At 73.5% G+C, this 24,586-nt stretch carries 18 protein-coding genes and 1 pseudogene; 7 read left to right on the top strand and 12 right to left on the bottom strand.

Translation table 11 applies throughout. From position 1 onward, the window contains the following. Positions 1-8: 8 nt before the first annotated feature. The 3 genes from fahA to WA762_RS09100 all read right to left on the bottom strand — a co-directional run bounded on the left by fahA (position 9) and on the right by WA762_RS09100 (position 5,112). A complete protein-coding gene (gene fahA / locus WA762_RS09110; protein ID WP_335934628.1) occupies positions 9-1,238 on the bottom strand; it encodes a fumarylacetoacetase in 1,230 nt (409 codons plus the stop codon). A gap of 277 nt (positions 1,239-1,515) precedes the next feature. After that, positions 1,516-3,510: a CocE/NonD family hydrolase gene (locus WA762_RS09105; RefSeq protein ID WP_335934626.1), complete on the bottom strand. Its 1,995-nt coding sequence runs from the start codon at positions 3,508-3,510 to the stop codon at positions 1,516-1,518. A 102-nt stretch (positions 3,511-3,612) separates the two neighbouring features. Next, positions 3,613-5,112, bottom strand: a complete 1,500-nt coding sequence (locus WA762_RS09100) for a peptide MFS transporter (RefSeq protein WP_335934624.1) — start codon at positions 5,110-5,112, stop codon at positions 3,613-3,615. A 156-nt stretch (positions 5,113-5,268) separates the two neighbouring features. On the opposite strand from WA762_RS09100, the gene WA762_RS09095 reads away from it, so the two are divergent. The 5 genes and pseudogenes from WA762_RS09095 to WA762_RS09075 all read left to right on the top strand — a co-directional run. Continuing rightward, complete coding sequence (locus tag WA762_RS09095) at positions 5,269-6,276, top strand: polyprenyl synthetase family protein (RefSeq protein ID WP_335934622.1); 1,008 nt, start codon at positions 5,269-5,271, stop codon at positions 6,274-6,276. A 566-nt stretch (positions 6,277-6,842) separates the two neighbouring features. Next, on the top strand, positions 6,843-8,126 hold the full coding sequence (locus WA762_RS09090) for a LolA family protein (protein ID WP_335934620.1): 1,284 nt from the start codon (positions 6,843-6,845) through the stop codon (positions 8,124-8,126). A gap of 228 nt (positions 8,127-8,354) precedes the next feature. Further along, positions 8,355-9,314, top strand: coding sequence for an ABC transporter ATP-binding protein (locus tag WA762_RS09085; RefSeq protein ID WP_335934618.1), 960 nt, complete (start codon positions 8,355-8,357; stop codon positions 9,312-9,314). Further along, positions 9,301-10,251 carry an ABC transporter permease gene (locus WA762_RS09080; protein WP_335934616.1) on the top strand — a complete coding sequence of 317 codons (951 nt, stop codon included), beginning with the start codon at positions 9,301-9,303 and terminating at the stop codon, positions 10,249-10,251. The genes WA762_RS09085 and WA762_RS09080 overlap by 14 nt, the downstream gene beginning before the upstream one ends. Positions 10,252-10,528: 277 nt before the next feature. Next, positions 10,529-11,113 (top strand): annotated as a pseudogene (locus WA762_RS09075) (TetR/AcrR family transcriptional regulator); the annotation flags it as partial. Positions 11,114-11,364: 251 nt separating this feature from the next. Here WA762_RS09075 and WA762_RS09070 read toward each other — a convergent pair. Further along, positions 11,365-12,213 (bottom strand): HAD family hydrolase, encoded by an 849-nt coding sequence (locus WA762_RS09070; RefSeq protein ID WP_335934615.1) that lies wholly within the window; start codon positions 12,211-12,213, stop codon positions 11,365-11,367. 431 nt (positions 12,214-12,644) lie between these two features. On the opposite strand from WA762_RS09070, the gene WA762_RS09065 reads away from it, so the two are divergent. Then, entirely contained in the window at positions 12,645-13,034 is a 390-nt protein-coding gene (locus WA762_RS09065) for a VOC family protein (protein ID WP_335934654.1), read from the top strand. A 133-nt stretch (positions 13,035-13,167) separates the two neighbouring features. Here WA762_RS09065 and WA762_RS09060 read toward each other — a convergent pair whose 3' ends face one another. The 4 genes from WA762_RS09060 to WA762_RS09045 all read right to left on the bottom strand — a co-directional run bounded on the left by WA762_RS09060 (position 13,168) and on the right by WA762_RS09045 (position 17,732). After that, positions 13,168-13,533, bottom strand: a complete 366-nt coding sequence (locus tag WA762_RS09060; protein WP_335934614.1) for a hypothetical protein — start codon at positions 13,531-13,533, stop codon at positions 13,168-13,170. Between the two features lie 143 nt (positions 13,534-13,676). After that, entirely contained in the window at positions 13,677-15,413 is a 1,737-nt protein-coding gene (locus tag WA762_RS09055; RefSeq protein WP_335934613.1) for an FAD-dependent monooxygenase, read from the bottom strand. A gap of 140 nt (positions 15,414-15,553) precedes the next feature. Beyond that, the gene (gene rarD, locus WA762_RS09050) at positions 15,554-16,564 is read right to left on the bottom strand and encodes an EamA family transporter RarD (protein WP_335934611.1); all 1,011 of its coding nucleotides are present in this window, start codon (positions 16,562-16,564) and stop codon (positions 15,554-15,556) included. Positions 16,565-16,877: 313 nt separating this feature from the next. After that, complete coding sequence (locus tag WA762_RS09045; RefSeq protein WP_335934609.1) at positions 16,878-17,732, bottom strand: SDR family oxidoreductase; 855 nt, start codon at positions 17,730-17,732, stop codon at positions 16,878-16,880. 116 nt (positions 17,733-17,848) lie between these two features. On the opposite strand from WA762_RS09045, the gene WA762_RS09040 reads away from it, so the two are divergent. Beyond that, complete coding sequence (locus tag WA762_RS09040) at positions 17,849-18,253, top strand: winged helix-turn-helix transcriptional regulator (protein ID WP_335934607.1); 405 nt, start codon at positions 17,849-17,851, stop codon at positions 18,251-18,253. A 94-nt stretch (positions 18,254-18,347) separates the two neighbouring features. Here the strand turns inward: WA762_RS09040 and WA762_RS09035 are convergent, their stop codons facing one another. From WA762_RS09035 to WA762_RS09020, 4 genes are all read right to left on the bottom strand, one after another. Beyond that, the gene (locus tag WA762_RS09035; protein ID WP_335934606.1) at positions 18,348-20,303 is read right to left on the bottom strand and encodes an APC family permease; all 1,956 of its coding nucleotides are present in this window, start codon (positions 20,301-20,303) and stop codon (positions 18,348-18,350) included. A 111-nt stretch (positions 20,304-20,414) separates the two neighbouring features. Further along, complete coding sequence (locus WA762_RS09030) at positions 20,415-21,488, bottom strand: 2-oxoacid:ferredoxin oxidoreductase subunit beta (protein ID WP_335934604.1); 1,074 nt, start codon at positions 21,486-21,488, stop codon at positions 20,415-20,417. Continuing rightward, complete coding sequence (locus tag WA762_RS09025) at positions 21,481-23,436, bottom strand: 2-oxoacid:acceptor oxidoreductase subunit alpha (protein WP_335934602.1); 1,956 nt, start codon at positions 23,434-23,436, stop codon at positions 21,481-21,483. Before WA762_RS09025 ends, WA762_RS09030 begins: the two co-directional genes overlap by 8 nt. Positions 23,437-23,772: 336 nt before the next feature. Next, positions 23,773-24,447 (bottom strand): response regulator transcription factor, encoded by a 675-nt coding sequence (locus WA762_RS09020; RefSeq protein WP_335934599.1) that lies wholly within the window; start codon positions 24,445-24,447, stop codon positions 23,773-23,775. Positions 24,448-24,586 lie beyond the last annotated feature (139 nt).

Below are 24,586 nucleotides of genomic sequence, written 5' to 3'. Positions count from 1 at the left end.
CGCGTGCGTCAGGCGGCGGGGACGATCCGGCCCGTCACCTCGCCGAGGCCGACGCGGGTGCCGTCCGGTCCCGGGGCCCAGGCCGTCATCGTGACCGTGTCGCCGTCCTCCAGGAACGTGCGCTTGCCGTCGGGGAGGTCAAGCGGGTCGCGGCCGTTCCAGGTCAGCTCCAGGAGCGAGCCGCGCCGGCCGGGCTCGGCGCCGCTGACCGTGCCCGAGCCGTACAGGTCCCCGGTGCGCAGCGACGCGCCGTTCACCGTCATCTGGGCCAGCATCTGGGCCGGGGTCCAGTACATGGTCGCGAACGGCGGCTCCGCGACGGTCTGCCCGTTGATCGCGACGGAGATGCGCAGGTCCAGCCCACCGTCCCGCTCCTCGCCGCCGTCCTCCAGATAGGGGAGGAGGGGGAAGTCCCGGGCCGGGGGCGCGGTCCAGGCCGCCTCCAGGGCCTCCAGCGGGGTCACCCACGCGGACACCGACGTGGCGAAGGACTTGCCGAGGAACGGGCCCAGCGGCACGTACTCCCACGCCTGGATGTCCCGCGCCGACCAGTCGTTGAGCAGCGAGAGCCCGAAGACGTGCTCGCGGAAGTCGGCGAGCGGGACCGGCCGGCCCTGCTCGGAGCCGACGCCGACGACGAAGCCGACCTCGGCCTCGATGTCCAGCTTCACGGACGGGCCGAAGACCGGGGCCGCGTCGGTGGGCGCCTTGCGCTGGCCGGACGGGCGCACCACGTCCGTGCCGGAGACGACGACGGTGCCGGACCGGCCGTGGTAGCCGATCGGCAGGTGCTTCCAGTTGGGCGTCAGCGGGTCGCCGTTCGGGCGGAAGATCTTCCCGACGTTGGTGGCGTGGTGCTCGCTCGCGTAGAAGTCGACGTAGTCCGCGACCCGGTACGGGAGGTGCAGCGTGACGGACTCGACGGGGTGGAGCAGCGGTTCGACGTCCGGGCGGTGCGCGGGGACCGTGACCCACGCGGTCAGGGCCCGGCGGACGTCCCGCCAGGCGGTCCGGCCGGCGGCCAGCAGCCCGGTCAGGTCCGGCTGGGCGAGGAGCCGCGCGTAGGGCGAGCCGAGCGCGTGCGCGGCGGCCCCGGCGTCCAGCACATGACCGCCGATGCGGACGCCGACCCGGTGGTCCTCGGGGCGGTCGGGGGTGGAGAACACACCGTACGGAAGGTTGTGCGGACCGAAGGGATCGCCCTCGGCCAGATCGAGCGGGCTGCTCTGCTCGGGCATGTGTTGCCGCCTCGCTTTCCAGGTCGCTTGGGGGACACGTTACGTCGGCGCCGCCGCCCACGGGAGTGTCCCAACTGTCCGCGACACCCGGAAAGTTCCGACGTGCCCGGTGCGCGCGGGGCACACGCGCGGGGCTCGGCGGAAGCTCCCGGCGGCGCCGGGCCCGCGCGCCCGACCGGGGGCCGTGCGACCGGGCCCGCGCGCCCCGCCGGGGCCTCTGCGGTTGGGCCCGCGCGTCCGGCGGGGAGCCGGCACCGGGCGCACGGGCCCCCGCGGCTCAGCCGGCCGTGCGCGGGATGCGCTTCTCCCAGGTGCGGTGGAAGACCACCTCGCCGCCGTCCCGGCACACCACCTCGTCGGAGGTGATGAAGTCGGTGGCGTCGGCGCTGATCTCGGAGCGGGTCTCGATCCGCACGTCCCAGGCCAGCTCCGGCCGGTGCAGCCGGACCGACCAGTCGGAGCGGGTGCGCGCGGAGAGCGGGTCGTCCTCCTGGATGGTGTACGTCTCCAGCGCGTCCTCGGTGAATTCGAGGCCGTCCGGGTAGACCCGGGTGCCGCCGTAGCGCGGGTCGACCTCCAGCCGCCACTCGCCCTTGGCGACGTCGCGGACCACCAGCCGCTCGGGCCGCTGCCCGTCGAGCTGCGCCGGGTGGACGACGCCGAGCGGCGGGGCCTGCTCCTGTTCCTCGAAGCGGATCTCCGGGTCCTCGGTGTGCCGGCGCACCGGCAGTTCGACGAAGCTGCCCTCGGCGTCCAGGGTGAAGCCCACCGATCCCGGCTGCGGCCAGATCCACGGCCAGTACGCGGACGACACCGCGAGCCTGATCCGGTGGCCCGGCGGGAAGGTGTGGCCGATGCCGTTCAGCTCGAAGTCCACCTCCTCGGTCGCGCCCGCCGGCCAGTCCACCGCGCGGTCGCGGCCGTGCCGGGCGGAGAGGTTGAGCGCGCCGCGGGTGACCAGGGTGGAGGAGCCGTCCGGCGCCACGTCGCAGAGCCGGGCGATCGCCTGCCCGCGCGGCGCGTCCATCCGCAGGCGCAGCCTCACCCGGGGCCGGCCCAGGATCTCGATCGGGGCGCCCTCGACCGGGAACTCGAAGCAGACCGACTTGGCGTCCTCGTCGCGCTGGTCCGGCGGCAGGTCGGCGTCGTTGCCGAACGGGAAGAACCGCCCCGCGTCCAGGCCGGTCCGCTGCGGCGAGTCGACGATCTGCGGGCCGCCCTGGAGCGCGTACGCGACGGTCGACACGTTCGGGGACGGCCAGACGGCGTCGCCGACCCAGCGGCCGGGCAGCGTCTCGTACGCGGTGGCGGGCCGGTGCGACTCGCTGATCCAGGACCGCAGCAGCGGCTCCGCCATGACGCCGGTGTCCGCGCCCTTCAGATGCTGGTCCCACCAGCGCAGCGTCTCCTGCAGGAAGCCGATCGCCGGTCCCGGCGGCAGGCCCCGGTCCGGGTACTGGTGCGACCACGGGCCGATCAGCCCGCGCACCCGGTCCGGCGGCAGGTGCTCGACCAGCCGCAGCACGGTGTCGCGGTACGGGTCGTGCCAGCCGCCCACCGCGAGGACCGGCGCCTGGATCGCGGAGTAGTCCTCGCAGACGCTGCCGTGCTTCCAGTAGTCGTCGCGGGTCTGGTGCGCCAGCCAGGTGTGGATGAACGGCCGGACGCCCTCCAGCCGCTTCAGCCACATGTCCCGCCAGCCCTCGCCGACCTGCGCCGGGTCCGGGGGCCGGCAGACGAAGGCCAGCATGGTGGCCGCCCAGGCGTGCATGTCGACGCCGAGGACCGAGCCGCCCATGTAGTGGACGTCGTTGTCGTAGCGGTCGTCGGTCGAGCAGACGGTGACGACGGCCTTCAGCGGCTCGGGGGCCATCGCGGCGATCTGGAGCGAGTTGAAGCCGCCCCAGGAGATGCCGAACATGCCGACCCGGCCGGAGCACCACTCCTGCTGGGCCAGCCAGTGGATGACGGCGACGCCGTCGGCCAGTTCCGTCGCGTCGTACTCGTCGCCCGGCATGCCCTCGCTGTTGCCGTGGCCGCGCACGTCCACCCGGACGGAGGCGTAGCCGTGGCCCGCGTACCAGGGGTGGCGCTGCCAGTCGCGCGGGGCCGTCCAGTCGCTCAGCCGGTACGGCAGGTATTCGAGGAGCGCGGGGACCGGCTCGTCGGTGACCGGCCGCCAGATCCGGGCGTACAGGCGGGTGCCGTCCGGCAGCGGGATGAGGACGTCCTCATGGGTGGTGTCATACGGGAACGTGGTGCGGATGTGCATGGCGGTACCTCAGTCGACGGGGCGCGTGGTGCGTCGGTGGACGGGGTGCGCGGGTGCGGGCGCCCGGGGCGTGCGCCGCGGCCGGGACGCGCGGGGTGCGGGTCAGTGGACGGGGTGCATGGTGCGCCTGAGCCAGGGGGCGGCGGCGATGACGGCCACCCCGGCCACCACCGCGATCGCGCCGTTGACGCCGAAGTAGGCCGGGTTGGAGACCTCGCCGTACAGCTTCACGACCTGGGCCTGGATGCCGTTGGCGAGGGCCAGCGAGAGGAACCAGAGCGCCATCGTCTGGCCGGCGAACGCCTTCGGCGCGAGCTTGGTGGACGCCGACATGCCGGAGGTCTCCAGCAGGATGTCGCCGAGCCCCAGCAGCAGGTACGAGCCGACGATCCACCAGGCGGCCATCCGGTACGTGTCACCGGAGTGCCCGGAGGTCGGCACCACCATCAGCAGGAAGGACAGACCGCCGAGGATCACCCCGATCGCGATCTTGTTGGAGGCGTGCGGCTGGCGCGGCCCCATCCGGGCCCAGACGGCCGCGACCACCGGGGCCAGCGCCACCTCGAAGGCGCCCAGCGCGGAGGCGTACCAGCCGGCCGGGAAGTGGAAGCCGAGGATCTCGGTGCGGGCGTTGGTCGACGCCAGCAGCATCATCGTCGAGTACGCCTGGAAGAGGATGAAGTTGAAGACGACGGAGGCCAGGAACAGCACCACGTACGGGCGGAGCCGGCCGCGTTCCTCGGCGGTGACCTGCCGGCTGCGGAACATCACCACGAAGTACACGACCGGGGCGATCACCGAGGCGACGGTGAGCACGTCGACGAACCGGCCCATGGTGAGCCACCCCGCCAGGGACAGCCCGGTGGCGACCGCGGCGACCACGACGGCGCCGGTCACGATCAGCCGCACGGCGCGCCGCATGGAGCGCGGCGACAGCGCGAATTCGGCGCCGTGCCTTCGGCCGATCAGGTGACGCCGGCCCAGCACGTACTGGATCAGGCCCAGGGTCATGCCGACGGCGGCGGCGGAGAAGCCCCAGTGCCAGCTCGCGTGGTCGCCGAGCCAGCCGGTGACCAGCGGGCCCAGGAACGCGCCGATGTTGATGCCCATGTAGTAGAGCGCGAACCCGGCGTCGCGGCGCTCGTCGTCGGTCCGGTACAGCTTGCCGACCATGGCCGCCACATTGGGCTTGAGCAGGCCCGTCCCGGCGCTGATCAGACCCAGGCCGGTCCAGGTCATGGCGTCGGTGGGCACCGCCATGGCGTAATGCCCGCAGGCGATGAGGATCCCGCCGTACAGCACGGCCCGGTACGAGCCGAGGATTCGGTCGGCCAGCCAGCCGCCGGCCACGGAGACCAGGTAGACCAGGGTGCCGTAGGCGGCCGAGACGGACGCCGCCGTGCCGGCCTCCATCCCCATGCCGCCGCGGGCGACCGTGTCCGCGAAGTACAGGACGAGGATCGCCTGCATGCCCAGGAACGAGAACCGTTCCCAGACCTCCAGGCCGGACAGCGTCATCAGCCCCCGCGGCTGGCCGAAAAAGGCGTGGTCGTCGGCAGGCGGGGACTGCGTCGGTTCGGTATCGGTTGTCGTGCGAGACAAAAGGACTACTCCTGATCGTATGAGCTGATCCCGAACATACCGGCGGTGGCGGGAAGCCGCCCACGTTGATCCAAAGGGGACCGGATACGCTGACTTGAGTGATGGCAGCGACACATCGACATTCCGTGTGATCGTCAGCAGACAGGAGATCCCCTCGTGACCGTCGTCGGGCCGTTCGGACTGAGCGTGCGGGACCACGCTCTCGAGGCCGATGTCCAGGCCGGATTGGCCGCTGTCGAGTCCGGGCTGCTCGAAGCCACCAAGAGCGGAGTGCCCTTCATCACGGAAGCCGCCCAGCATCTGGTACGCGCCGGGGGCAAGCGTTTCCGGCCACTGCTGGCGATGCTGGCCGCGCGGTTCGGCGACCCGGACGCGCCGGGCGTGGTGCCCGCGGCGGTCGTCGTGGAGCTGACCCATCTCGCGACGCTCTACCACGACGACGTGATGGACGAGGCGGACGTGCGGCGCGGCGTCGACAGCGCCAACAGCCGCTGGGGCAACTCGGTGGCGGTGCTGACCGGCGACTTCCTCTTCGCCCGCGCCTCGCACATACTGGCCGACCTCGGCCCGGAGGCCGTGCGCATCCAGGCGGAGGCGTTCGAGCGGCTGGTCACCGGCCAGATCCTGGAGACCGCGGGCCCCGACGACCGCGACCCGGTGGAGCACTACCTCGACGTGATGCGCGGCAAGACCGGCTCGCTGATCGCCGTGGCCTGCCGGTTCGGCGCGCTGATGGCCGGCGCGGACGAGTCCGCCGTCGACATCCTCACGCAGTACGGGGAGCGGCTCGGCGTCGCCTTCCAGCTCGCCGACGACGTCCTCGACATCGCCTCCGACTCCCACGAGTCCGGCAAGACCCCCGGCACCGACCTGCGCGAGGGCATCCCCACCCTGCCCGTGCTCCATCTGCGGGCCCGCGCGGCGGCCGAGGGCCGGCCGGAGGACCTGGAGCTGGTCGCGCTCCTCGACGGCGGCCTCGCGGACGACGCCCGGCACGCCGAGGCGCTGCGCAGGCTGCGCGCCCACCCGGCGCTGGAGCAGGCCCGGCGGGACACCGTGCGCTACGCGGAGGAGGCGCGCCGGACGCTGGCCCCGCTGCCGGACTGCTACGCGAAGGCCGCGCTGGCGGAGATGTGCGACGCGGTGGTCCACCGCGCGGGCTGAGGGCCCGGAGGCGACGGGGCCCGCGCCGCGCGGTGGTGTGACGTGGCGGCGTGACGCGGGGCGCATCGCGCGGGCCCGCGCCGCGATACGGCGGGCGCCGCGCGCCGGGGTGCGCCGGTGCCGGACCGCCGGGCACGGCGGTGCCGAGCGCCGGTGCCGCACCCGGGGCGAGCGCTGGTCGAGCCCGTGTCGAGCGCCGGCCGTGCGCCGGGGCACACCCGCACCGAGCGCCGGGGCACGGCGGGTGCCGCGCGCCGGGGTGCGGCCCGCCCCGTGCCGTGCGCCGCGGCGCTCGTGCGCCCTGACGCTCGTATGCTCCGGTGCTCGTGCGCCCTCCGCCACGCATGTCTTCGGCCATATGCCGCCCCCTACGGGTCGGGCGGGCCGGGCGCGAGCCGTGTCATACCGGAGAGGTAGGCGGAGTTGCTTCCCGCGGGTGACGCCCTCGCGCCGCCGATTTGGTCGGATGGAGTACATCCACTCCTGAACGAATCGGGCGAGACTGGCGGCGCGGAGTGGGGGAGTGCATCCGGACGTAGGCCGCCGATCACGGAGGTAGGGCACACATGGCACCGAACGACAGCGCGGCGACCGACGGCGGGACCAGGAGCGCGGTCCGCCGGAAGGCGGCACGCTACATCGTCCCGGTCGCGGTGGCGGGAACGGCGGCCGCGACGATCGGGCTGGTCCCGGCGCTCGCGAGCACCGGTGACCCCGATCTGCCGAAGATCAGCGCGCAGCGGCTCATCGAGAAGATCGCCGCCTCGGACACCCAGCAGCTTTCCGGCACGGTGAAGATCAGCACGGACCTCGGCCTGCCGTCACTGGGCGGCCTGGCCGGTTCCCTCGCCCAGGACGGCGGCTCGGGCGGTTCGAGCGCCGACCCGCAGCAGAAGCTGACGGAGCTGGCGTCCGGCACGCACACCCTGCGGGTCGCCGCCGACGGCCCGGACCGGCAGCGGCTCTCCGTTCTGGAGGACGCGGCCGAGTACAGCCTGATCCACAACGGCGACGAGGTCTGGGCGTACGACAGCGGCAGCAACCAGGCGTACCACGCCAAGGAGCGGCAGGCGTCGGGCGGGCACGGCACGGCCGGGGAGCACGGCCGCACGGCTCCGTTCGCCGGGTCCGCGCCGACCACGCCGAAGGAGTTCGCCGAGCAGTTCCTGAAGGCCGCGGACCCGACCACCTCGGTGTCGGTCGACGGCACGGCGCGGATCGCCGGCCGGGACGCGTACCGGCTGGTCGTCAAGCCGAAGCTGAGCGGCTCCACGGTCGCCTCGGTCACCGTCGCGGTGGACGCGAAGAACGGCGTGCCGCTGAAGTTCACCCTGCTGCCGAGCGGCGGCGGCAAGGCCGTCGTGGACGCCGGGTTCACCCAGGTCGACTTCGGGAAGCCGGCCGCCTCCTCGTTCACGTTCACCCCGCCCAAGGGCGCCCAGGTGACCGAGGCCGACGACGCGAAGGCCGGGCGGAAGGCCGACGGGCCCCAGGGGTTCGGCCTGTTCCCGGGCATCGGTGAGCCGGGCGCGGGCGCGGAAGGAGCCAAGGGCGCCAAGGATGCCAAGGACGCCGGGGACCTGAAGGTCATCGGCGAGGGCTGGAACGCGATCGCCGAGATCAGCGTCCCGGGCGGCACCGGCCTGGCCTCGAAGGCGTCCGGCGAGGACGTGCCGGCCGAGGCGCGGCAGTTCCTGGACGCGCTGGGCGACCGGGTCTCCGGCACGTTCGGCTCGGGCATGGTCTTCAAGACCCGCCTGATCAACGCGCTGATGACCGACGACGGCAAGGTGTACGTCGGCGCCGTGACGCCGGACACCCTGGTCAAGGCGGCCGACAGCGCCTCCTGACACCCGGCGCGGGCGGTGTCGCGGCTTCCCCGCGGCGCCGCCCGCGCGGCACGGCCCCGCGGCCGTTCGTACATCCGCCCCGCCGTACCCTCCGTACGACGGGGCGGCCGGGCGTCGCGGCCCGGCCACGGCTCGGGGTGCGCCGGGCGGTCCCGCCACGGCCCGGACGGTCCGCCCCGGCCCCGTGCCGGCCCCGCCCCGACCCCCGACCGAATCGAGGGAGCACGCATGACAGAGCCCGCGACCGGCGAGGGCCCGGTGATCGAGACACGGGGCCTCACCAAGCGGTACGGCGGCGGCCGGGCCGCCGTGGACGGCCTGGACCTCACCGTGCCGGCCGGCAGCGTCTTCGGTTTCCTCGGCCCCAACGGCTCCGGCAAGACCACGACGATCCGGATGCTGATGGGCCTGATCGAGCCGACGTCGGGCACGGCCCGCGTGCTCGGCAGGCCCATGCCGGGCGCGGCCCGCGCGGTGCTTCCGCAGGTCGGAGCGCTGATCGAGGGGCCCGCGCTGTACGGGTTCCTGAGCGGCCGGGACAACCTGCTGCGCTACGACTCCGCCGACCCGACCGCCGACCCCCGCACCCGCCGGACCCGGGCCGGGCAGGCCCTGGACCGGGTCGGGCTGGCCGCGGCGGCCGGCAAGAAGGCCAGGACGTACTCGCTCGGCATGAAGCAGCGCCTCGGCCTCGCGGCGGCCCTGCTCCGGCCGCGCCGTCTGCTGGTCCTCGACGAGCCGACCAACGGGCTGGACCCGCAGGGCATGCGGGAGATCCGCGCCCTGGTCCGGGAGCTGGCGGCGGACGGCACCACCGTCTTCCTCTCCTCCCACCTCCTCGACGAGATCGAACAGGTCTGCACGCACGCCGCCGTGATGGCGGGCGGCCGGCTGATCACCCAGGGCCCGGTCGCGGACCTCGCGGCGGGGGCCCGGGGCCGGCTGGCCGTCACGACCCCCGACCCCGCCGAGGCCGCCCGGGTCCTGGCGGAACGGGGCGTCACCGGCATCACGGCCGACGGCGAGCGGCTGACCGCCGACGCCCCGGCGGGAGACGTGGAACTCGCGGACCTGAACGCGGCACTGGTGCACGCCGGGGTGCGTGTGCGGGCCTTCGGCGTCGAGCGGGCCTCACTGGAGGACGCCTTCGTCGCACTCACCGGGGAGGGATTCGATGTCGCGGGCTGACGCCGTACGCGCGAAGGCGGACCGCAACGCCGCACCGGGCGCACCGGACGAGACGGCCGGTACCGGCGGTACGGGCGGTACGCGTGGCGCGCGCGGCGCGCTGTGGACCTTCGGGCTGCTCCGCTCCGAGCTCGCCCTCACCTTCCGCCGGTGGCGCACCGTGGCCCTGCTCGGGGTGCTGGCCGCCGTTCCCGTGCTGATCGGGATCGCGGTGCGGATCGAGACGCGCCACGGTTCCCCGGCCGGACCGGGCGACGGCGCGGCGGGGCCCGCGTTCCTCTCCCAGGTCACCAACAACGGCCTCTTCCTGGTCTTCGCAGCCCTCGCCGTGACGCTCCCGGTCTTCCTGCCGATGGCCGTCGGCGTCGTCGCGGGCGACGCGGTCGCCGGGGAGGCCCACCCGGGGACCCTGCGCTATCTGCTGGTCGCCCCGGCGGGCCGGACCCGCCTGCTGCTGACGAAGTACGCCTCCGTTCTGACGTTCTGCCTGGCCGCGACCCTGGTCGTGGCGCTGTCGGCGCTGGCCACGGGCGCCCTGCTCTTCCCCGTGGGTGAGGTCACCACCATCTCCGGCACCCGGATCGGCTTCGGCGAAGGGCTGCTGAGGGCCGGTCTGATCGCGCTGGCGGTCGCGGCGTCGCTGATCGGCTTCGCGGCGCTCGGGCTCTTCGTCTCGACCCTCACCACCAGCGGGATCGCGGCCATGGCCGCGACCGTCGGCCTGCTGATCACCGTGCAGATCGTGGACACGATCCCGCAGTTGAGCGGGGTCCACCCCTATCTCTTCCCGCACTACTGGATGTCGTACGCCGACCTGCTGCGCGCCCCCGTCTACTGGGACGAGCTGATCAAAAACCTGGGCCTTCAGGGCCTGTACGCGGTGGTGTTCGGCTCGGCGGCCTGGGCGCGCTTCACCACCAAGGACATCACGACCTGAAGCGCGGTCCGGCGAGGAACGCCCCGACCTGAAGCGCGGTCCGGCGAAGCACGCCTCGTCCTGACGCCCGGTCCGGCGACCGCGGGCCCGGGGGTACGGAACACCGCCCCGCACCGTCGGCCGGGCGAGCCGTCCCCCGATCGGCTCGTCGCGGCGCGAACGGTGCGAACAGCGGGAACGTTGCGACACGGCACGTTCCGTTTCCGCCTCAGCATTGTTCGACTTGTGGCGACGGACTGTCAACAAGGCCAGGCTCCGGCGCACCTATGCTCACCGAATGATCACATCGCCGAGTTCACTGCGTCGCAGCGAGAGATCACGACGGGCGACCCTGGAAGCCGCACTCGAACTGTGCACGGAGAAGGGGTACGGCCGGGTCACCATCGAGGCGATCGCGGCCAGAGCGGGCGTCAGCAAGAAGACCATCTACCGATGGTGGCCCGCGAAGAGCGCGGTCATCCTGGAGGCGTTCACCGAGGCGCTGGTCGGCACCACGCCGTTCGTCGACACCGGGGACGTCGCCGCCGACCTGCGGGCGAATCTGATGGGCGCGGTGCGGCTGCTGTCCACGCCGCCGTTCGGGCCCGCGTACGCCGGGATCCTCTCCGAGGTCCATCACGACGACGCGCTGGCGGAGACGGTCAGGGCCAAGCTGGTCGACCCCCGCTTCGAGGAGGCGGTCGACCGCCTGCGCCGCGCCCAGGAACAGGGCCAGATCCCGGCGGACGCCGACCTTCCGCTGGCGGTGGAGATGCTGTACGGGCCGGTCTACTACCGGCATGTGCTGCGCAAGCCGGTGCCGGACGAGGAGACGATCGCGGCGCTGGTCGAGCATGTGCTGCGATCGTTGGGCGTGCCGGGGACCTCGGTGACCTCGGTGACCTCGGGGGCGTCAGGGTCGCCGGGGACCTCCGGGACCTCGGGGGCGTCGTCCGAGGGTGCCGCACGGGGCGGTGCGGGTCCGCTGCCCGCGCGGAAGGCGAGGGTGCCCCGGGCGCGGGCCCCGGAGGACGGACCGGCGCGGGCCCCGCAGCCCGGAGAGGCGTGAGGCCCGGGGCGGCGGCTTCCCGTGGCCGGCGGCCCGCAGCCGGGGCTCCCTGGGCCGGGACCCAGTCACCGGGGCGGTTGCGGACGGGCCCCGCGGCCGGTTCGGGCGCGGCCGAACACCCGCTCAAGGACCACCGCCACCCCGTCGTCCTCGTTCGACGACGTCACCTCGTCCGCCGCCGCCCGCAGGTCCGGGTGGGCTCCGGCCATCGCGACGCCGTAACCGGCCGCCCGGAACATCGGCAGATCGTTGGGCATGTCCCCGAAGGCGATCGCGGCGCCGGCGTCCGTGCCCAGGAACTCCGCCGCCAGCGCGAGACCGGTTCCCTTGTCGACGCCGTACGGCTGGAGTTCGACCGTGCCGGGCCCGGAATGCGTCACGGACGCGAGGTCGCCCACGGCGTCGCGGGCCGCCTCGGCCAGCGCGTCCTCGGCGAGCTCCGGGTGCCGGATGAGCACCTTGATGACGGGCGCCGACCACAACTCTTCGCGGCGGCGGACGCGTTGGGCGGGAAGGTTCGGATGGGGCATCCGGTAGCCCGGTTCGATCAGGGTCCGTCCGTCGGCGCCGTCCTGGTCGACGGCCGCGAACACCCGGCCCACCTGGGCCTCGATCTTGCCCAGCGCGGTGTCGGCGGCGCCGCGGTCGAGGGTGACCGTGCGCACCATCCGCCCCGCCCCGGCGTCGTACAGCTGGGCCCCCTGCCCGCAGACCGCCGGCCCGCCGTATCCGAGCACGGCGAGCAGCCGCCGCACGCCGGGCACCGGCCGTCCGGTGACCACCAGGTGCCGGGCCCCGGCGTGTGCCGCCAGCGCGAGCGCGGCACGGGTGCGGGGGCTCACGGAGTCGTCGCGGCGCAGCAGGGTGCCGTCCAGGTCCGTGGCGACGAGGGCGTGGGCGGGCGGGGTGGGCATGGTCCGGGCTCCGTTCTCCGACGCGCCCGCCCATGGTGCCGCGCGCCGCCGGACTCGGCTTCGTCGGCGCGTCGCACGGGGCCGCGTTCCGTACGCACCTGCCCGTGCCCCGTGTCGCGGGGGCGCTTGCGTCCCATGATGCCGAGTCCGGGCGCCGCGTCGGGACCCGCCCGGGCGCGGCCGGCGGACTTTCCGCCAACTCGTTCTGAACAGCGCGTCCTCGGCCCGCACGAGGACGCCGGCCCGCGTTCGTCTCGTGAATCCTCGGCGGTCCGGCCCGGAGTTGTACAGGATGTCCGTGGGAGGGAACGAGCGTCCGGCGGGCGACATGGAGCTGATCGCGTCCGTCCCGACGCCCCGGCTTCCGCGGTACCCCCGAGACGCCCGAATGGTAGTGACCGAATGGCTGAAAGGTTGTTTCTGTCGTGCGAGTGAAGGTCAAGGACTTCGATCACCTGGTGCTCAACGTGCGGGACGTCGAGCGCTCCCTGGAGTTCTACTGCGGTCCTCTCGGCCTGGAGCCGATCAAGGTGGAGGAATGGCGGGCCGGTGAGTTCCCGTTCCCGTCGGTGCGGGTCAGCCCGAGCATGATCATCGATCTGCTGGGCAAGCCGCGCTCGGAGTCGAACGTCGATCACATCTGCCTGGTCGTGGAGCCGCTGGACTGGCGGGAGGTCATCGACTCGGGCGTCTTCACCGTGCTGGAGGGCCCGGTCAGCCGTTCCGGCGCCCGGGGCACGGCGCAGTCGGTGTACGTCCGCGACCCGGACGGCAACACGGTCGAGCTGCGCTGGTACCCGCAGGACGTGGCGAAGGACTGAGACCGGCCGGTCCCGGGGCGGGGACGGGCCGCCCGGACACTCGGGCATGCCGCCCGCCCGGATCGAGACCTCGCCGGGGCTGCGGCTGCGGCGCCGGCCCGCGGCGCACGCCGCGGCCGTTGCCGGTCGCCGCTCAGCCCCGTGCGCGGCGCATCGCGCGGAGGCTGCCGGCGCCCACGGCCCCGGCGGCGGCCAGCAGCCCGGCGGCGGTGAGCGCGAGCCCCGCGGCGCCGGCGAGCCCGGCGGAACCGGCGTCCGGCCCGCCCAGGGCCGCGGGGAGCGGCCCCGACCCCTCCTGCGCGGCCTCCCGTGCGCCTTCCTGCGAGGCCGCCCCCTGCGCGGCCTCGCGCGCCGCGAGGGGCGGCCCGGACGCCGCGTGCGCCGTGGGCGACGCCTCGCAGACGAGGAAGGACAGGGTGGACAGGGTCGCGACGACGGTGCGCAGGAGCACGCGGACGCCACCGGACATGCACATGGGCTGACTCGTGGACTGGCTCATGGCACGTCAGAAGAATATAAACAGATAGTAGTTCTACGACGACTCACCGTGACGCGGTCAAAGCCCGCCTGAATGCCGTACGGAGCGCCGTGCGGAAGGCGGTACGGAACGCCGTACGGACCATGGTGGGCGCGTGGCGGCGCTCAGCCGGCCGACGCCCGGCCGAGGAGGCGGTCCAGGTAGCCCCCGACCGCCCGGCCGTCCCCGGCGGGCGCGATCAGCCCCACATGGTTGTCCGGACGGACCAGGACCAGCGTGTCCCGCGTGATGCCGTACGCCGAACGGGCGTGGCCCGCCACGTCGTCGAGGCCCTGCGGGGTTCCCGCGTCCACCCCGGAGACCCGCAGCAGGCCCCCGTACTCCGCCGCCGCGGCGCGCAGCGCGCCCGCCGTGCCCGGGCCGAAGCCCAGGAGGGTGAAGTGCGGCCCGGCGAACACCTCGAACAGGCGGACCGGCGCACCCGTCGCGGCGTCACGGCAGGGCGCGTCCGGGGCGCGGTCGCCCGCGCGCGGGGCGGTGTCCCGGCCGGGTCCGGGGGCGGTGTCCGGGGCGGCCTCCGGGGCGGCGTTCGGGGCGGTGCTCCGGCCGCTGTCCCGGCCGGTGGGCGAGACCGCGGCCGGGCGGCCGCCGCCACCGGCCTCGCCGCGACGCACCCCGCGGGCGTCGCCGTCGGCGTCGTCACCGTCGAGGCCGCCGCGCGCGTCCCGTGCGAGCGAGCTCCATCGGTAGCCGTCGCCCGGGCCCAGCCCCAGGGTCTCCGGGCCGACCGCCGCGTCCAGGCCCCCGCCCGGCTCCTTGATCGCTTCGAGCGTGACCCGCAGTCGCTCCGCCGTGATGCCCAGCGTGCGTGCCGCCACCGGGAGCCGCTCCTCCTCGTACGTGTCCAGCAGGCCGGGGGCCGCCCGTCCGGTTACGACCAGGGCGAGCTTCCAGCCCAGGTTGTACGCGTCCTGGATGCCGGTGTTCATGCCCAGCCCGCCCGCGATGGAGTGCACGTGCGCGGCGTCCCCGGCCAGCAGCACCCGGCCCACCCGGTAGCGGTCGGCCATGCGCTCGTTGACCCGGTACGTGGACAGCAGCTCGGCCCGCGAGAGGCGGTCGCCCGGCAGCCCGGTGTGCCGGGCGAAGAGCCGGCGGAAGCTCTCCAGCGAGGGTGGCACGGGCGTGCCGGCCCCGTCCCGCTCCGGCCCCGCCTGGAACCACCAGCCCGACCGGGTGCCCGGGATCGGGCACAGCATCACGGCGCCGTCCTCGTCGAACCACTGGTGCCAGTAGCGGCGGTCGGGGCCGTCCGCCGTGACGTCCCCGCAGACCATGCTCTGCTCCTCGGCCGTCCGCCCCTCGAAGGCGACGCCCAGCAGCTTGCGCACCGGGCTGTGGCCGCCGTCGCAGCCCACCGCGTACCGCGCCTCGACGCTCCGGCCGTCGGCGAGCGCGACCGTCACCGATCCCGGGCCCTGCGTCAGCCCGGTCGCCTCCGCGCCCAGCTCCACCTCGACCCCGTGCTCCGCGAGGCGGTCGCGGAGGATCTCCTCCAGCCGCCACTGGGCGATGAGCCGCGGACGGTCGTAGGGGGCGTCCGGCGCCGGACGCGACGCCTCGAACGGGTCGGCGTCGGCGACCTGCAGTCCGTTCCGGTACTTCCGCATCGGCGGCGGCGGCGTGCTCGCGGCCAGCACCCGGTCCGCCACCCCCAGATCCTCCAGCACCTCCAGGGAGCGGGGATTGGGCCCCTTGGCCCGTGAGGTGCGCGGGAAATCGGTGGACTTGTCGATGATCCGTACATCGACGGAGCGGCGGGCCAGGTCGCAGGCCAGGGTCAGGCCGGTCGGGCCCGAGCCGATGATCAGTACCTGGGCGACGGGTGCGGCAGCGGACATGCGGGCTCCTCGGTCGTGGGTCCGTGGATGTCCAGCAAAACGTAACTGAGTTAAAAAAGCAACCGAGTTGTCTTTCGGGGTTCGGGCGGGCGTGCGGCGCGGCGTGCCGGGCGTGCGGGGCGGTGTGCCGGGAGAGCGGGTCAGGGCGCCGGGGTCGCGGTGGAGTCCCCGGCCGGCGGGGCGGCGGGCGAGTCGGGGTCCGGGCCCGTCGTGGGCGCCGGGCGCGCCGCCGTCCGTGACGCCCGGGCCGACGCCGCCCGTGCCCGCGTCCGGCGTGCCGTGCGGAACGCCTCCCAGGTCAGCAGGGCGAGCGCCAGCCACACCAGGGCGAAACCGGCCCAGCGCTCCGGCGGCATCTCCTCGTGGAAGTACAGAATGCCCAGGACGAACTGGAACACCGGCGCGAGGTACTGCAGCAGCCCCAGCGTGGAAAGCGGCACCCGGATCGCCGCCGCCCCGAACAGCACGAGCGGGGTGGCCGTGACGATCCCCGTCGCGGCCAGCAGGGCCGCGTGGCCGAGGCCCTCGGAGCCGAACGTCGACTCGCCCCGCCCGCTCAGCCAGAGCAGATAGCCGAGGGCGGGCAGGAACAGCACGGCGGTCTCGGCGGTGAGCGATTCCAGCCCGCCCATGGCGACCTTCTTCTTCACCAGGCCGTAGACCGCGAAGGAGAACGCCAGCGTCAGCGAGATCCACGGCAGCCGCCCGTACCCGATCGCCAGCACCAGCACCGCCGCCGCGCCGGTCCCCACCGCGACCCACTGCACGGGGCGCAGTCGCTCGCCCAGCAGCAGCACGCCCATGGCGATGGTGACCAGCGGATTGATGAAGTAGCCCAGTGACGCCTCGACGACCTGGCCGTTGTTCACGGCCCAGATGTACAGGCCCCAGTTGACCGTGATCACGGCCGCCGCGACCGACACCAGGCCGAGCTTCCGCGGCTGCCGGATCAGCTCGCCCATCCAGGACCACCGGCGCAGCGCCAGCAGGGCCACGCCGACGACCGCGAGGGACCAGACCATGCGGTGGGCGAGGATCTCGATCGCGCCGGCGGGCTTCAGCAGCGGCCAGAACAGGGGGACGATGCCCCACAGCCCGTAGGCGCCTATGCCGGACAGCAGTCCGGTCCGCTGCTCGTTCGTCCCCTTCATGGACCCCACGGACCCCTCCCGGCCTGTCTCCGTCGAACACGTCGCCGACCGCACGACGGTAGCGCCGCCGGGGGCCTCGTGTCATGGCCGTACTGTCATACGGTCATGACACGGAGGCCCCTGGGGCGGGTGTGGCCATGGGGCGGGACGCAAGGGGCGCGGCGGCCCGGCGACCGGCCGGGGGAGGGGCCGCCCCCGGCCGCGCGGCGCGCGCGTGTGCCGGATGTCACGCGGTGGGCGGGGCGTCGCGTCCGCTGCGACGGCGGCCCGACGCGACCCGGCGGCGGCGCGACGGCGGGGCCGCGCGGCGGGGCTACGCGACCGCCGCGGCCACCGTCTCGGCGAGCGGGGTCGTCGGGCGGCCGATCAGCCGCGCCAGGTCGCCGCTGGCGCCGGCGAGCCGCCCGCGCTCGATCGCGGCGTCCACGTCGACCAGGATCGCGGCGAAGGGCTCGGGCACGCCGGCGCCGACCAGGATCGCCTGGTGCTCGGCGGCCGGGACGTTCCGGTAGACGATCTCCTTGCCGGTGGCCCGGGCGACCTCCGCCGCGTACTCCGCGAACGACCAGGCGACGTCGCCGCTCAGCTCGTACGTCGCGCCGATGTGGCCCTCGCCGGTCAGGACGGCGGCCGCGGCGGCGGCGTAGTCGGCGCGGGTGGCGGAGGCGACCCGTCCGTCGCCCGCGTTGGCGACGACGGCGCCGTGCTCCAGGACGGGGGCGAGGTTGGCGGTGTAGTTCTCGGTGTACCAGCCGTTGCGCAGGAAGGTGTGCGGCAGGCCGGATTCGAGGATCAGGCGCTCGGTGACCTTGTGCTCGGCGGCCAGGTCGAAGTCGGCGTCGGGGCCGCCCAGGATGCCGGTGTACGCGAGCTGCGCGACGCCCGCCACCGTGGCCGCGTCGATGACGGCGGTGTGCTGCGGGACCCGCCGGCCGACCTCGCTGCCGGAGATGAGCAGCACGCGGTCGCCGGCCCGGAAGGCGTCCTTCAGGGTCTCGGGGCGGTCGTAGTCGGCGACCCGGACCTCGACGCCCCGGGCGGCGAGCGGGGCCGCCTTCTCCTCGTTCCGTACGACGGCGGCGATCCCGGCCGCGGGCACGGTGGCCAGCAGCCGCTCGACGACGAGACGGCCGAGCTCTCCGGTGGCTCCGGTGACGACGATGCTCATGGGGTTTGCCCTCTTCTTTCGTTCTTTCGGTGGCGCTGGTCCAGGTCGGCCTTGAAACTAACTGTAAGGGGGGTACTAACTCGCGGAAAGTACCCACTTTGAAGTAAGGTACTGGTATGAGCGTGAGTGCTGTGGAACGCGGGCCCGAGGCCCGCCCGCCCGATGTGAACCAGCCGATGTGCCCCTCCCGGCTGGTGCTCGAGCATGTGACCAGCCGCTGGGGGGTGCTGGTGCTCGCCGCGCTGCTGGAGCGCTCGTACCGCTTCAGCGAGCTGCGCCGCACGGTCGGCGGGGTCAGCGAGAAGATGCTGGCCCAGACCCTTCAGACGCTGGAGCGCGACGGTTTCGTGCACCGGGACGCCAAGCCGGTGATCCCGCCGCGGGTGGACTACTCGCTCACCGCGCTGGGCCGGGAGGCGGCCGAGCAGGTGTGGGCGCTGGCCCGCTGGACGGAACGCAGCCTGGACGCGGTGCAGTCGGCCCGCGAGAGCTACGACCGGGAGAAGGCCCGCCAGGCGTAGACCGTCCGGGACCGGCCCGGGGTTCTCGGGTTCCTGGGCGCCCGGGGCTCGGGAACCCGGGAACCCCGGCCCCCCCGGGGAAGCGTCGCCGTCGTCAGTCCGGCCGGCCCGCCCGCCCCTCCTCCAGCTCCAGCAGCGCCCGCGACACGTCGAACGGCAGAACCGTCACCGCCACGTGCGGCAGCCGCCCCAGCGTCTTCGCCATCTGCTCGCCGGTGCCCCGGTGCAGCAGCTTGCCGAGCACATTGCCGTACGTCCGCCGGGGCACCAGCACCGTCAGCCAGGTGTCCCCGGCCTCCGTGGTGCGCGAGGCGAGCTGGAGCATCGCGTGCCGCAGCCGCCGGTCCGGGCACGCCACCAGCTCCAGCGGCACCGGGGTGGCGGCCGTCGTGCCCCACTGGGCGGCCAGCCGTCTGGCGTACGCCTCGTCGATCGCGAAGTGCACCGCCCGGATCTCGTCCGGCCGCAGCTCCTGCGCGTACCGCAGCGCCTTCAGCGTGGCCAGGTCCAGCGTCTCGACGAGGACCATGACCAGATGGCGGCGGTAGCGGGCCCGGACGACGCCCGGCGTCGGGAGGTTCTCCAGGGCCGCCGCCTCGCGCCGGTACTCGCGGTTGATCCGCATCAGCCCCCACACGCCGAGCGGGAAGACGACCACGACCAGCCAGGCGCCCTCGGTGAACTTGGTGACGGCGAAGATCAGCACCACCGCGGCCGAGACGCCCGCGGCCAGCGCGTTGACCATGATCTTCAGGCGTCGGTACGGCTCGCGGCGCCGCAGGTGGTACGCGGCGAGCCCGGCCCCGGCCATGGTGAAGGCGGTGAACACGCCGATCGCGTACAGCGCCACCAGCCGGTCCACGCTGGCCCCGGTCACCAGCAGCAGCGCCAGCGCGACCACGGTCAGCGCGATGATGCCGTTGGAGAACGCCAGCCGGTGCCCGCGCCGGGTCAGCTGCCGGGGCAGGAAGCGGTCAGCGGCCACGAAGCTCGCCAGGTACGGGAAACCGGTGAACGGCGTGTTGGCCCCGGTGTACAGCACCAGCGCCGTCGCCAGCTGCACGAAGACCAGCCCGGCCGTGCCCAGCGGGCCGCCGCCGAACGCCAGATGGGCCTCCTGCGCGATGACCGTCGGGGTGCCGTCCGCATACGGCACGGCATGGGTGAAGTGCGCCATCGTGGACACCCCCAGCACGAGGACGCCGAGGATCAGGCTCATGGCGATCAGGGTGCGGCGGGCGTTGCGGCCCTGCGGTTCGCGGAAGGTGGAGATGCCGTTGGAGATCGCCTCCAGCCCGGTCAGCGACGAACCCCCGTTGGCGAACGAGCGCAGCACGATGAAGAGCGCGGCCCCGTACAGCCAGCCCTCGCCCGGGGTGCCCACCGGCACCACCCCCGCGGCGGTCAGATCGGCGTGCGGCAGCCCGCTCGTCAGCCCGCGCACCGTCCCGACCAGCAGGATCAGGCCGACCGCCGCCATGAAGAGATAGGCGGGCAGCGCGAAGGCGCGGCCCGCCTCCCGGACCCCGCGCAGATTCCCGTACGCCAGGATCACGATCACCGCGACGGACACCGGCAGCTGGAGGTGGTCCAGCCCGGTGAACTCGCCGCCCACCAGATGGGCGAGCGAGATCAGGGCGTTGGTGCCGGCGGAGACCTGCACGGCGACGGTGACGATGTAGTCCACGAGCAGCGCCACGGCGGCGATCTGCGCCACGTCCGGCCCGAAGTTCTCCCGGGCGACGACGTACGAGCCGCCCGCCCGGGTGTAGATCATCACCACATCGCTGTAGCAGAGCGTCAGCAGCAGCAGGACCAGCAGGATCGCGCCGGTCACCGGCATGAGCAGGGTGAACGCCGCCGCGCCGACGACGGGGACCAGGACCCGGAGCATCTCCTCGGAGCCGTACGCGGACGAGCTGATGCAGTCCGAGGCGAGCACGCCGAGCGCCGTCCGGTTGTTCAGTTTCTCCTCGGCGATGCGCTCGGTGGTGAGCGGCCGGCCGAGCAGACGCCGCTTGATGCGGTACACGGGACGGTCCAGGGTCATGGCCCCATGGTGGGGGCCCGGAGGGCCGCCCCCCGGCGCGCAAACGCCGGACGGGCCGGAATTTCAACCCGTCCGGCGATCCCGGAGCGTCAGATCCTCGCGGGCCGGCCGTCAGCCGACGACGGTCCAGGTGTCGTTGCCCGCGAGCAGGGCGGCCAGGTCGCCCTTGCCGTTCCGCTCGACGGCGGCGTCGAGCTGTTCGGCCATCTGCGTGTCGTAGACCGGCCGCTCGACGCTGCGCAGCACCCCGATGGGGGTCTGGTGCAGGGTGTCGGCGTCGGCGAGCCGGGACAGCGCGAAGGCCGTGGTCGGGGACGCGGCGCGCGCGTCGTGGACCAGGATCCGCGACCGGGTGTCGTCGGTGACCGCGACGACCTCCAGGTCGCCGGTGGCGGGGTCGCGGACGACGCCCTTGGAGCCGAGACCGTCCTCGGCCGGCGCGCCGAAGCGGATCGGCTCGCCGTGCTCCAGGCGGATCACCGCGTCCTGCGCCCGGTCCCTGTCCTTGAGCGCCTCGAAGGCGCCGTCGTTGAAGATGTTGCAGTTCTGGTAGATCTCCACCAGCGCCGTGCCCGGGTGATCGGCGGCGGCGCGCAGCACGCTCGTGAGGTGCTTGCGGTCGGAGTCGATCGTGCGGGCGACGAACGACGCCTCCGCGCCCAGGGCCAGCGACACCGGGTTGAACGGGGCGTCGAGGGAGCCCATCGGCGTCGACTTGGTGATCTTGCCGGTCTCGGAGGTGGGGGAGTACTGGCCCTTGGTGAGCCCGTAGATCCGGTTGTTGAACAGCAGGATCTTCAGGTTGACGTTGCGGCGCAGCGCGTGGATGAGGTGGTTGCCGCCGATGGACAGGGCGTCGCCGTCGCCGGTGACGACCCAGACCGACAGATCGCGGCGGGAGGTGGCGAGCCCGGTGGCGATGGCCGGGGCGCGGCCGTGGATGGAGTGCATCCCGTAGGTGTTCATGTAGTACGGGAAGCGGGAGGAGCAGCCGATGCCGGAGACGAAGACGATGTTCTCCTTGGCCAGGCCCAGCTCGGGCATGAAGCCCTGGACGGCCGCGAGGACGGCGTAGTCCCCGCAGCCGGGGCACCAGCGCACCTCCTGGTCCGACTTGAAGTCCTTCATGGACTGCTTGGCCTCGGCCCGGGGCACCAGCTGGAGGAGTTCGTTGGTGTCAGGCATCGATGGCCTCCTCGAGAGCCGTCGCGAGCTGTTCGGCCTTGAACGGCATTCCGTTGACCTGGTTGTGGCTGTGGACGTCGACGAGATACCTGGCCCGCACGAGGGCGGCGAGCTGGCCGAGGTTCATCTCCGGCACGACCACCTTCTCGTAACGGCCCAGCACCTCGCCGAGGTTCCCCGGGAAGGGGTTGAGGTGACGCAGGTGCGCCTGGGCGACGGGGCGCCCGGCGGCGCGCAGCCGGCGCACCGCGGCGGTGATCGGGCCGTAGGTGGAGCCCCAGCCCAGGACCAGGGTGCGCGCGCCGTCCGGGTCGTCGACCTCGACGTCGGGGACGGCGATGCCGTCGATCTTCGCCTGCCGGGTGCGGACCATGAAGTCGTGGTTGGCCGGGTCGTAGGAGATGTTGCCGGTGCCGTCCTGCTTCTCGATGCCGCCGATGCGGTGTTCGAGACCGGGGGTGCCGGGGACGGCCCAGGGGCGGGCCAGGGTCTGCGGGTCCCGCTTGTAGGGCCAGAACACCTCGGTGCCGTCGGCCAGTTCGTGGTTCGGGCCGGTGGCGAACCGGACCCGAAGATCGGGCAGCTCGTCGAGCTCGGGGATCTTCCACGGCTCGGAGCCGTTGGCCAGATAGCCGTCCGAGAGCAGGAACACCGGGGTGCGGTACGTCAGCGCGATCCGCGCGGCGTCCAGCGCCGCGTCGAAGCAGTCCGCCGGGGTGCGGGGGGCCACGACCGGCACCGGGGCCTCGCCGTTGCGCCCGTACATCGCCTGCAGCAGGTCCGCCTGCTCGGTCTTGGTCGGCAGACCGGTCGACGGCCCGCCCCGCTGGATGTCCACGACCAGCAGCGGCAGCTCCAGGGAGACCGCGAGGCCGATCGTCTCCGACTTCAGCGCCACACCCGGCCCCGACGTCGTCGTCACCGCCAGCGAACCGCCGAAGGCCGCGCCCAGCGCCGCGCCGATGCCCGCGATCTCGTCCTCGGCCTGGAAGGTGCGCACGCCGAAGTTCTTGTGCCGGCTCAGCTCGTGCAGGATGTCGGAGGCCGGGGTGATCGGGTACGAGCCCAGGTACAGCGGCAGGTCCGCCTGCCGGGCCGCGGCGATCAGCCCGTACGACAGGGCCAGGTTCCCCGAGATGTTGCGGTACGTGCCCGTCGGGAACGCCTGCGTGGCGGGTGCGACCTCGTAGGACACGGCGAAGTCCTCGGTCGTCTCGCCGAAGTTCCACCCCGCCCGGAACGCGGCCACGTTCGCCTCCGCGATCTGCGGCTTCTTCGCGAACTTGGCCCGCAGGAACGCCTCGGTGCCCTCGGTCGGCCGGTGGTACATCCACGACAGCAGACCCAGCGCGAACATGTTCTTGCTGCGCTCGGCCTCCTTGCGGGAGAGCCCGAACTCCTTGAGCGCCTCGATGGTGAGCGTGGTCAGCGGCACCGGGTGGACGCTGTAGCCGTCCAGCGAGCCGTCCTCCAGCGGGTTGCTGTCGTAGCCGACCTTCGCCATCGGGCGCTTGGTGAACTCGTCGGTGTTCACGATGATCTCGGCGCCGCGCGGCACGTCCCCGATGTTCGCCTTCAGCGCGGCCGGGTTCATCGCGACCAGCACGTTCGGGGCGTCCCCCGGCGTCAGGATGTCGTGGTCCGCGAAGTGCAGCTGGAACGACGAGACGCCCGGCAGGGTGCCGGCGGGCGCCCGGATCTCGGCCGGGAAGTTCGGCAGCGTGGAGAGGTCGTTCCCGAAGGACGCCGTCTCCGACGTGAACCGGTCGCCGGTGAGCTGCATGCCGTCGCCCGAGTCACCCGCGAACCGGATGATCACACGGTCGAGGCGGCGCACCTCCTTGTCCCCGGCGCCCGAGGAACCGGGGCGAGAGGCCCGGGGCCCCCCGGCGAGCGCCTCGCCGGCCTCATCGGCCTGTCCGGCTGGGCTACTGACCTGGCTGGTCACTGAACTGGACCTCCCTCGCGGCGGCTCGGGACCGGCCGGCCCACCGACGGTCCCGGGTCCCACCCTACGACCGTAAGGGTCGCCTTCCCTGGACCGCTCATATGGTGGACATGATTTTGAGACGCGCTTTGGTACCGGTTTGTCATGGTTCGCGGACCCCCCCAGTCGTTCGATGAAGACGCTGTGTGCTCATTCTTTGGTTGTAGGACCCCGGCGGGGGAGATCCTGCCCCGACCGGGGCGGGGACCCACCTCCGGGGGCGTCGAGGAGGGGCCGCCCGCAATGGCCGCGCCCCCCCGGAGACGCCCGGCAGGTATCTGACAGAGTGTCAGGTGATCAGGAGTTCAGGTAGGTCAGCACGGCCAACACCCGCCGGTGATCCCCCTCACTGGGGGACAGGCCCAGCTTCAGGAAGATGTTGCTGACGTGCTTCTCCACGGCGCCGTCGCTCACCACCAGCTGCCTGGCCACCGCGGAGTTCGTCCGCCCCTCCGCCATCAGACCGAGGACCTCCCGCTCGCGCGGCGTCAGCCCGGCCAGGACGTCCTGCTTGCGGCTGCGGCCCAGCAGCTGTGCCACCACCTCCGGGTCCAGCGCTGTGCCGCCGCGCGCCACCCGGACCACCGCGTCCACGAACTCCCGGACCTCGGCGACCCGGTCCTTGAGCAGATAGCCGACGCCCCGGGTGGAACCGGCCAGCAGCTCGGTCGCGTACCGCTCCTCCACGTACTGCGAGAGGACCAGGACCCCGATCGAGGGGTACTCCTTGCGCAGCCGCACGGCCGCCCGGACGCCCTCGTCGGTGTGGGTCGGCGGCATCCGCACGTCGGCGACCACCACGTCGGGCAGCGCGTCCTCGCCGGCCAGGTCCCGCACCGTCTTGATCAGCGCCTCGGCGTCGCCCACCCCGGCGACGACCTCGTGCCCGAGATCGGTCAGCAGGCGGGTGAGCCCTTCCCGGAGCAGTACCGAATCCTCGGCGATGACCACCCGCACCCTGTCCTCCACCATGAAGCCGTTTCCCCCACTGTCCGTCCGGCCCCGCGCCCTGCGCGCCGGTCCCGTACCGCTCGCTGGTCCCCGCCGCCGGCCGGTCCCGCGCTCCTCGCGGATCCCGCCCGTGCGGCGTTCAGCATCCCAGTATCCGCGG

Origin of the sequence: Streptomyces tyrfis, assembly GCF_037034285.1 — a bacterium.
In the GTDB taxonomy this organism is placed as follows: domain Bacteria; phylum Actinomycetota; class Actinomycetes; order Streptomycetales; family Streptomycetaceae; genus Streptomyces.
Note: the sequence above shows the minus strand (reverse complement) of the source record. Positions and strands in the feature narration are given on the sequence as shown.

What these genes read in the sequence shown, in the direction of transcription:
- WA762_RS09020 (WP_335934599.1), bottom strand. Translation starts at nt 24,447, where the DNA reads ATGGTGGAGGACAGGGTGCGGGTGGTCATCGCCGAGGATTCGGTACTG.
- WA762_RS09035 (WP_335934606.1), bottom strand. Translation starts at nt 20,303, where the DNA reads ATGACCCTGGACCGTCCCGTGTACCGCATCAAGCGGCGTCTGCTCGGC.
- WA762_RS09060 (WP_335934614.1), bottom strand. Translation starts at nt 13,533, where the DNA reads ATGAGCCAGTCCACGAGTCAGCCCATGTGCATGTCCGGTGGCGTCCGC.
- fahA (WP_335934628.1), bottom strand. Translation starts at nt 1,238, where the DNA reads ATGCCCGAGCAGAGCAGCCCGCTCGATCTGGCCGAGGGCGATCCCTTC.
- WA762_RS09085 (WP_335934618.1), top strand. Translation starts at nt 8,355, where the DNA reads ATGACAGAGCCCGCGACCGGCGAGGGCCCGGTGATCGAGACACGGGGC.
- WA762_RS09070 (WP_335934615.1), bottom strand. Translation starts at nt 12,213, where the DNA reads ATGCCCACCCCGCCCGCCCACGCCCTCGTCGCCACGGACCTGGACGGC.
- WA762_RS09105 (WP_335934626.1), bottom strand. Translation starts at nt 3,510, where the DNA reads ATGCACATCCGCACCACGTTCCCGTATGACACCACCCATGAGGACGTC.
- rarD (WP_335934611.1), bottom strand. Translation starts at nt 16,564, where the DNA reads ATGAAGGGGACGAACGAGCAGCGGACCGGACTGCTGTCCGGCATAGGC.
- WA762_RS09055 (WP_335934613.1), bottom strand. Translation starts at nt 15,413, where the DNA reads ATGTCCGCTGCCGCACCCGTCGCCCAGGTACTGATCATCGGCTCGGGC.
- WA762_RS09040 (WP_335934607.1), top strand. Translation starts at nt 17,849, where the DNA reads ATGAGCGTGAGTGCTGTGGAACGCGGGCCCGAGGCCCGCCCGCCCGAT.
- WA762_RS09045 (WP_335934609.1), bottom strand. Translation starts at nt 17,732, where the DNA reads ATGAGCATCGTCGTCACCGGAGCCACCGGAGAGCTCGGCCGTCTCGTC.
- WA762_RS09080 (WP_335934616.1), top strand. Translation starts at nt 9,301, where the DNA reads ATGTCGCGGGCTGACGCCGTACGCGCGAAGGCGGACCGCAACGCCGCA.
- WA762_RS09030 (WP_335934604.1), bottom strand. Translation starts at nt 21,488, where the DNA reads ATGCCTGACACCAACGAACTCCTCCAGCTGGTGCCCCGGGCCGAGGCC.
- WA762_RS09090 (WP_335934620.1), top strand. Translation starts at nt 6,843, where the DNA reads ATGGCACCGAACGACAGCGCGGCGACCGACGGCGGGACCAGGAGCGCG.